Genomic DNA, 7,971 nt, shown 5'->3' with positions numbered 1-7,971 from the left:
AACTAATACCATTCGAATGATTTTTCTTAAATGCTTTCAAAAGTAATTGAATAAAGTGATATTTGCCTTCAGTCTGATGTCATAATCCGGCTACTGCACAAGGTGTTTAACGGGAGCTAATTGAATTTAATCGATTTCAGAAAATTTCTATGTCTTTATCCGATTTCCTTTCTCCCATAAGTTTCAACCCACCGAAAGAAGGCTTTTATACAAGTCACCTGGGGGCAAAAATAGAGGTCTACCATTCAGATTTTCCCGATCTTGATACCAATGAATTCGATTTAGCAATTATTGGTGTACAGGAGGAAAGGAACGCAACGGCCAATGCCGGAACCGCTCTTTCCGCTGAATATTTCCGCGAAAAGTTCTATTCACTTAACGAAGGGAACTATAAAACAAGGATTGTAGACTTAGGCAATATCAAAGCCGGCCATACGGTATCCGACACGTACATCGCGCTCAAAGTAGTTGTAACGGAACTTATAAAAAAGAATATCCTTCCAGTAATCATAGGGGGCGGCCAGGATTTAACCTATCCGCAGTTCCTGGCTTATGAAGAACTGGAACAGAAGGTGGATTTGCTGGTGGTTGATTCCCACTTCGATCTGGATGAAGATGCCGAAATAACAAATTCCACCACTTCCCAATCTTATCTAAATCGTATTTTCCTCCATGAGCCTAATTATCTGTTTAATTTCAGTAATATAGGCTATCAGACCTATTTTGTAAATCAGGAAAGCCTGAAGGTGATGGAGAGTTTATACTTCGATATCCATAGGCTGGGTGATTTCTCAAACTCCATAAGCATCGCTGAGCCCATTATCCGTAATGCCAATATGATCAGTTTCGACATGGGAGCTATACGTTCATCGGATGCCAGAGGAAACGCTAATGCAACGCCTAATGGTTTCTATGGGGAGGAAGCATGCCAGATTTGCCGCTATGCTGGAATGAATGATAAGCTTTCATCTATCGGATTCTATGAATTCAATCCGGCTTACGACCAAAACGGACAAACAGCCTTATTGCTTGCGCAGATGGTCTGGTATTTTGTCGATGGATATTACAACCGAAAGAAAGAACACCCGCTTCTTCCGAAATCTCAATATATTACTTACCGTGCAAGCCTTAAAAACGGATCTCATGAGCTGATCTTCGTGAAAAGCAAGAAAACCGACCGCTGGTGGATGCAGGTTCCATATCCTACAGGCTTTTCGAAAAATGAACGGCACCATTTGGTCCCCTGCCGGTATGAAGACTACCAGCTTGCAAACTCGGGGGAGATGCCGGATTTGTGGTGGAGGACGTACCAGAAACTTATTTGAGTTGTACGTTGTACGTCTGGGTGGATAAGTGAGAAGTTATATAAAGTTTCAGTAATAGTAATTTTAAGTCTATTACGTTCCGTTTGGCGTTTAGCAACGTAAGACTCAGTAGAACGTTAGGTTATGCGTCCAGCAACGTATAACGTACTACTTTCCCTCGTTTCCCGAATAAATACTACTTTCACGTTAACCAATAGATATAAATCATGCTCCTACTTGGCATCGACCTCGGCACTTCATCAATCAAAGTATCCGTTACGGATTCTCAAACCCAGAAATGTTTGGCTAGCGCACAGTATCCCGATAAGGAATCGGAAATCATTGCTTTGCGCCCGGGATGGGCGGAGCAATCGCCGGAAATGTGGTGGGAACATGTGCAGCAAGCTATTTTAAAGTGTAATGCTACTAATTTGTACAACCCTAAGGAGATCGGTGCAATAGGTATTGCCTATCAAATGCATGGTTTGGTTCTGATTGATAAAGATCGGAATGTTCTCCGAAATTCGATTATCTGGTGTGATAGCCGAGCAGTTGAAATTGGCAACAAGGCGTTTGATGCGATCGGCAACGAAAAGTGTTTAAGTGAGATGCTTAATTCACCGGGAAATTTTACTGCCTCAAAGCTTGCCTGGGTAAAAGAGAATGAGCCAGATGTTTATCAGAAAATAGATAAGATGATGCTTCCCGGAGATTTCATTGGGATGAAATTTACAGGTGAGATCACTACAAGTATTTCCTCACTTTCAGAAGGAATACTATGGAATTTTAAGGAAGATGAGATCTCGGAAGAGATTCTAAAGCAATATGGTTTTGATAAAAGACTTATTCCTGAAGTTCGCGAAGTGTTCTCAGAGCACGGCAGGTTAAAACCTGAACTGGCTGCAAAACTAGCGCTTCGGCCGAACATTCCGGTGAGTTATAAGGCTGGAGATCAGCCGAACAATGCACTTTCTCTTAATGTGCTAAAACCAGGGGAAGTAGCAGCCAATGCGGGCACATCGGGGGTAGTCTATGGGGTTTCAGACCAGCTGACTTATGATAAACAGTCCAGGATAAACACCTTTGCCCATGTAAATTATACCACTCAGAAGAAACACCTGGGTGTGCTTTTGTGCATCAATGGAACAGGGATTCTTAATCGATGGGTTAAGAATACTTTGGGATCGGGTAATAGTTATGAGCAGATGAATGCAGATGCGGCGAGGGTTCCGGCTGGAAGCAATGGAATACGGATCATCCCTTTCGGCAATGGTGCCGAGCGGATGCTTAACAATAAAACAGTAGGCGCACATTTCCATAATCTTGACTTGAATCTCCACAAATCGGCTGATATCTTCCGCGCGGCACAGGAAGGCATAGCATTTTCGTTCCGTTATGGCTTAGATATTATGCGCGAGAATGGAATGAACCCGACAGTAATCCGCGCCGGTAAAGCCAATATGTTCTCAAGTGAAGTGTTTACTAAAGCTTTTGTAAATTCTTGTGGGATACCTGTAGAGCTTTATGAGAACGATGGGAGTGTGGGGGCAGCCATTGGAGCTGGTATTGGAGTGGGGGAGCTGACAATGGAGAATGCTTTTAGTAATGTGAAGGCGTTGAAAGTGGTGGAACCGGAGGCGCAGGAGGAGTATGAGGTGTTTTATCAGGAGTGGAGAGGGCTACTAGCTGCTCACCTGGATGGGCTACATAACAGATAGAGATTGCCGCGCTACGCTCGCAATCACAACTACCGTTTCTCCCCAAAATGATAATCCGCAAACCTGATAAAGTTTTTCCAGTCAAATAGAGTCATGTTGTGATCGCCAATTCGGTTGTGATAAGCCAACGGCGATTCAATTACTGCTGTGTTAAGGGCAGGTGGCGTATTTCCCAGACCTAATTTTGAACCATAAAGTTTATAAACTTTCTCTGCATTTTTCAGTGCAAGGAATGTGCCTCTGGGATCCGCCCAAAGATCTTCTGTGGCACTAGTTGCGTACACCGGCCGGGGTGCAGCAAGCGCTATGAGCATATGCTGATCCACAGGCAAAAGATCTTCATTATCATTGAATTTCTTATAATTCGGCGTAAACCAGTGCGGGAAGGAGGTGTTTATTCTCATGATCCTTTCTCCAAATTGCCTGCGGGCGAGCTTCGCTCCTGTGCTGCCTGAGCAATTCGATATACAAAGGGCGAGGCGTTCGTCCTGTGCTGCCGCCCATAGAGATGCCTTCCCGCCTCGGGAATGTCCTACAATAGCCACCTTCGTTTCGTCAACTAAAATTTCTTTCTGAAAATAATCCATAACCCGGCTGGCTCCCCATGCCCAGGCACCGATTGTGCGCATCCCATTATCAGCAGCTAATTGTTCAGGATAGAGCTGAAGAACCCCATTCATAAATAGCTTCGGGTCATCAGGGGCCATATCGCTTACATGGATTGCCGCAATAGCGTAGCCGCCATTGATTACTTCCTCCGCTGGCCAAAACTCACTTTTCTGCAAACGGCTTGGATCGGTATTTTCCTTAGGCCTGTTATTTATCAACAAAAAGGCTGGCACGGGTTTAATGGCATTAGTTGGAGTAAATAAAATCAGATTAATATTAACACTTTTATTGATCCTGAACACCTGGATGAGCACTTCTTTGAGGTGGGCCTTTCCATCCATGCTTTTTCGGTCTTCACGGACTGTCGTGAATTTGATACTGTCGTAATCATTCGGCAGCTGGCCATAAACATTATCTTCAAATAGCCGCAGTATCTCAGGCTTCCTTAAATCTTCCCATTCGCCTGCGTTGCTTATTTTCTTCCCCGCTTGAGTCTTTAGCGGCTTTGGCAGTGTATACTTCGGAACTTTCGTTTCGTCATAATTCGACTCTTCATGATCCTGAGCTCTTGCAGAAATTATTGATACAAGAAGGAAATATGCAAAAAGCCAGGATTTCATAAGTTTGTTTTTTTATGCAAAATAAGAAATCTATCGTACGCCTTTTCATATAAATTCTATAAATTACGAAACCAAATAGCACAATTATGTCAAGCATCATCACAGGAAACGAAGAATTCTTCAAAGGAATAGGTAAAGTAAAATACGAAGGCCCCGGGTCTGATAATCCATTAGCATTTCGCTGGTACGATGAAAATAAAGTAGTGGGCGGTAAAACCATGAAGGAAACCCTTCGGTTTGCCTGTGCTTACTGGCATTCGTTTGTTGGAAACGGCGCTGATCCCTTTGGCGAACCCACACATATCTTTCCATGGGATGAAAAATCCGATCCTGTAGAACGTGCCAAAGATAAAATGGATGCGGCATTCGAATTCATCACTAAGATGAACCTGCCTTATTACTGTTTCCACGATGTGGATGTGGTTGACTATGGTAACGACATTCTTGAAAATGAAAGGCGCTTGCAAGCTCTTACCGACTATGCAAAGCAAAAGCAAAGCGCAAGTGGTGTAAAGCTGCTATGGGCAACAGCTAATTTATTTTCTCACCGCCGCTATATGAATGGAGCGGCTACTAATCCCGATTTTCATGTTTTATGTCACGGGGGAGCACAGGTTAAAGCTGCGCTTGACGCGACGATAAAACTTGGCGGAGAGAATTATGTGTTCTGGGGCGGTCGTGAAGGATACATGACTTTGCTAAACACCAATATGAAAAGGGAGCAGGAGAACTTTGCAAAGTTCCTGCATATGGCGAAGGATTATGCCCGCGGACAAGGATTTAAAGGCACCTTCTTCATCGAGCCTAAACCATGTGAGCCCACTAAACATCAGTACGATTATGATGCGGCTACGGTGATCAGCTTCCTGCGTCAGTACGACCTAATGGACGATTTTAAGATAAATGTAGAAGTAAATCATGCGACCCTGGCCGGTCATACATTCCAGCATGAACTACAGGTTTCTGCTGATGCAGGGCTTCTGGGTTCTATAGATGCTAACCGTGGCGATGTGCAGAACGGCTGGGATACCGACCAGTTCCCTAATAATATCAATGAACTAACCGAAGCCATGCTGGTGATCATCGAAGCAGGCGGTTTCCAGGGCGGAGGTATAAACTTTGATGCCAAGATCCGCAGAAACTCTACAGACCCGTCGGACCTGTTCTATGCCCATATTGGCGGTATGGACACTTTCGCACGTGCCCTTATTGCAGCCGATAACATCCTCAACAAGTCTGATTATAAAAAGATCCGCGAAGAGCGTTATGCTTCATTCGATTCCGGAAAAGGAAAAGACTATGCTGCAGGGAAGCTTACTTTAGAAGATTTGAGGGCTTATGCGATTGAAAAAGGAGAGCCGGAAGTCAGAAGCGGGAAGCAGGAGTTGCTGGAGAATTTGGTGAATAGGTATGTCTAGGCTGCGGGCTCTCCACTGCCATCGCGTTTAGAATTGAAAGGCAGATGTCTATGGCGAAATATAAACGCTGTCAGTACGTACCTTTTTTAACGGAAGGATTCAGCGGTGCGAGGCCGATGTCTATCCCCGTCCCGTCTTCAACTAAAACTTTATAAACTAACATCTCAACCCCCGTTTCCTTTTTATATGCCTCTGATACCTTGACAATCAAATCAGCCACAGCCTCATGTTTGATCAGGTTAATTGTACAACCCCCAAAACCACCTCCCATCATCCGGGCTCCCAGAACATTCGGATCATCTTTAACAATGTCAACCAGCAGGTCCAGCTCTTTGCAGCTAACCTCATAAAGCTCACTAAGCCCCTTGTGCGTTTCAAACATTTTCTTCCCAAAGGCAGCAACATCATTATTCTCCAGGTCTTTGCATCCCGCAAGGAGACGTTTATTCTCCGCTACAACAAACGAGCAGCGCTGATAAACCACTTCATTAACCGGCTTCACAAATTCAAGCAGCATCTCCTCACTCACATCCCTCAAATTCCCAACCTGCCCCTCTAGCCGCCCAGCATCTGACCTCCGACCTCCGATCTCCGACTTCCGACCTCCGACCTCCGACTTCAGTCCCCCATTCACCAAGGCAACCCCCATTTCACACTCCTCCCTCCGTTCATTATACGCCGACGACGCCAATGAATGCTTAACCCGCGTATCAAACAAAACTACCGTTACCCCTTCCAGCTGAAAAGGAATATACTGATGCTCCAGGCTTTGGCAGTCCAGCCTGATCAGGTGGTCTTTCTTACCAAACATACTGGCGAACTGGTCCATGATCCCGCATTTCATTCCAACGAAATTATTCTCAGCAGCCTGCGCTATCTTAACCATATCCATCTTTTCCAACCCAAGCCCAAACAGCTCATTCAATCCAAATGCTGTAGCGCATTCCAACGCCGCCGATGAAGACAATCCTGCCCCCGGAGGAATATCCCCGCCAAATACCACATTAAACCCTCTAAACTCCTCACCAGTATTGTCGTTGGTCTCTCCTTCCAGCATCCTTTTCTCATCTTCCTCTGCATCCAGCATCCTATGAATCCTATCCATCCTATGAATCCTATTCCCCTCTGCGCCCTGCAAATAAATCGTAATCTCATCAACCACTCCTAACAAATAATCCGGCCACAACTTCCCAGACCTTACAATCTTATCCGTCGTAGTTATATGCTCATCATCATAATCCAGAGAATGCAAATGAATCTCATCATCCTCCCTTTTCTGGATACCCAGATATATCGCCTTATCGATTGCAGCCGGCATCACAAAGCCCATATTATAATCCGTGTGTTCACCGATCAGGTTAATCCGGCCGGGTGATCCGATAATTATCGGATCCTGAGTAAAGAGTTCGCGAAACCTGGTTTTTATAGTAGAAGGATAGTCTTGTATTTCTGCGGCCATGAGAGCTTGTTTATTCAAACTTGGGGTTTTATTGACACTAATAAAAATCTCATTTATCACAGGAAGGTTTGGAATGCTTTAAACTTTAACTAAACGAGCTGCATTTGCCGTTCATTTGCCGTCCATTAGCCGTTTAATAATTCACTGTCTCCTACTTGTCATTTATGTTAAGATCATTCTGCACATTGACCGACCCCCACAGCCGCCCAGCTTCAGACCTTCGACCTTCGACCTCCGACTTCCGACCTCTGACCTCCTACTTCCTACCTCCGTAATAAATCCCCCAATATTCCGTTTGGCTTATTTCCAGATTTTCTATTTAATTTCAGCCCTACCGATTATTACCTTAATGAGATATTTTAAAATCCACTTAGCCTTATTCCTCCTTATTAGTATAGCTCCAGCATGGGCACAACAAGGCTCTTTTACTATAAACGGAACGGTAGACCCATCACTTAAAATCACCACACTTTATTTTGCTCAAGGCTCTTTTATTAATAATCAGGTCCCGAAGGCGAAAAAAGTCACTGTCCAGGACGGCAAGTTTGTGTTAAGTGGGAATATTGAGGAGCCGGCTCCCGGGTTCTTATCTCTCGCAGAAGATTTAAAACCAAAAGATCCTTCGGCGATTAAGCAGTTTGTGCTCGACAATGGGAATATCAGTATTATAGTAAAGGATAAGCTATCTACCAGCACTGTAAAAGGTTCAAAGGCAAATGACGATGTGATAAATTACACCGCTGGCCAGTCGCCTTTTATGGCCAAGCTCTCGGCCCTGAATGAGGCAGCTGAGCGCCAATCGCAATTGGGTGTGCCGCTGGACTCCATCCTTAAAATGTACCA

The 7,971-nt window shown here is 44.5% G+C and carries 6 protein-coding genes; 4 read left to right on the top strand and 2 right to left on the bottom strand.

What is annotated here, in order from left to right; translation table 11 throughout:
* The first annotated feature begins 149 nt into the window (after positions 1–149).
* Both WBJ10_RS02980 and WBJ10_RS02975 read left to right on the top strand, forming a co-directional pair.
* Positions 150–1,325: a formimidoylglutamase gene (locus WBJ10_RS02980; protein ID WP_424288069.1), complete on the top strand. Its 1,176-nt coding sequence runs from the start codon at positions 150–152 to the stop codon at positions 1,323–1,325.
* Positions 1,326–1,531: 206 nt separating this feature from the next.
* On the top strand, positions 1,532–3,022 hold the full coding sequence (locus tag WBJ10_RS02975) for a xylulokinase (protein ID WP_424288068.1): 1,491 nt from the start codon (positions 1,532–1,534) through the stop codon (positions 3,020–3,022).
* Positions 3,023–3,051: 29 nt separating this feature from the next.
* On the opposite strand, the gene WBJ10_RS02970 is transcribed toward WBJ10_RS02975, so the two are convergent.
* Positions 3,052–4,251, bottom strand: a complete 1,200-nt coding sequence (locus tag WBJ10_RS02970; protein WP_424288067.1) for an acetylxylan esterase — start codon at positions 4,249–4,251, stop codon at positions 3,052–3,054.
* Between the two features lie 86 nt (positions 4,252–4,337).
* Between WBJ10_RS02970 and xylA the strand changes: the two genes are divergently transcribed.
* Positions 4,338–5,669 (top strand): xylose isomerase, encoded by a 1,332-nt coding sequence (gene xylA, locus WBJ10_RS02965; protein WP_424288066.1) that lies wholly within the window; start codon positions 4,338–4,340, stop codon positions 5,667–5,669.
* Between the two features lie 70 nt (positions 5,670–5,739).
* On the opposite strand, the gene galK is transcribed toward xylA, so the two are convergent.
* Positions 5,740–7,128, bottom strand: coding sequence for a galactokinase (gene galK / locus WBJ10_RS02960; RefSeq protein WP_424288065.1), 1,389 nt, complete (start codon positions 7,126–7,128; stop codon positions 5,740–5,742).
* 349 nt (positions 7,129–7,477) lie between these two features.
* On the opposite strand from galK, the gene WBJ10_RS02955 reads away from it, so the two are divergent.
* Positions 7,478–7,971 (top strand): DUF4369 domain-containing protein (locus tag WBJ10_RS02955; RefSeq protein ID WP_424288064.1); only part of this gene is annotated, 494 nt, incomplete at its 3' end.

The sequence above is a fragment of the Daejeonella sp. genome (assembly GCF_049655485.1).
Taxonomy (GTDB): domain Bacteria; phylum Bacteroidota; class Bacteroidia; order Sphingobacteriales; family Sphingobacteriaceae; genus Daejeonella.
This window is presented reverse-complemented; position numbering and strand designations above follow the sequence as displayed.

Coding starts and splice junctions, on each gene's coding strand:
- WBJ10_RS02980 (WP_424288069.1), top strand. CDS start 150: ATGTCTTTATCCGATTTCCTTTCTCCCATAAGTTTCAACCCACCGAAA.
- WBJ10_RS02975 (WP_424288068.1), top strand. CDS start 1,532: ATGCTCCTACTTGGCATCGACCTCGGCACTTCATCAATCAAAGTATCC.
- WBJ10_RS02970 (WP_424288067.1), bottom strand. CDS start 4,251: ATGAAATCCTGGCTTTTTGCATATTTCCTTCTTGTATCAATAATTTCT.
- xylA (WP_424288066.1), top strand. CDS start 4,338: ATGTCAAGCATCATCACAGGAAACGAAGAATTCTTCAAAGGAATAGGT.
- galK (WP_424288065.1), bottom strand. CDS start 7,128: ATGGCCGCAGAAATACAAGACTATCCTTCTACTATAAAAACCAGGTTT.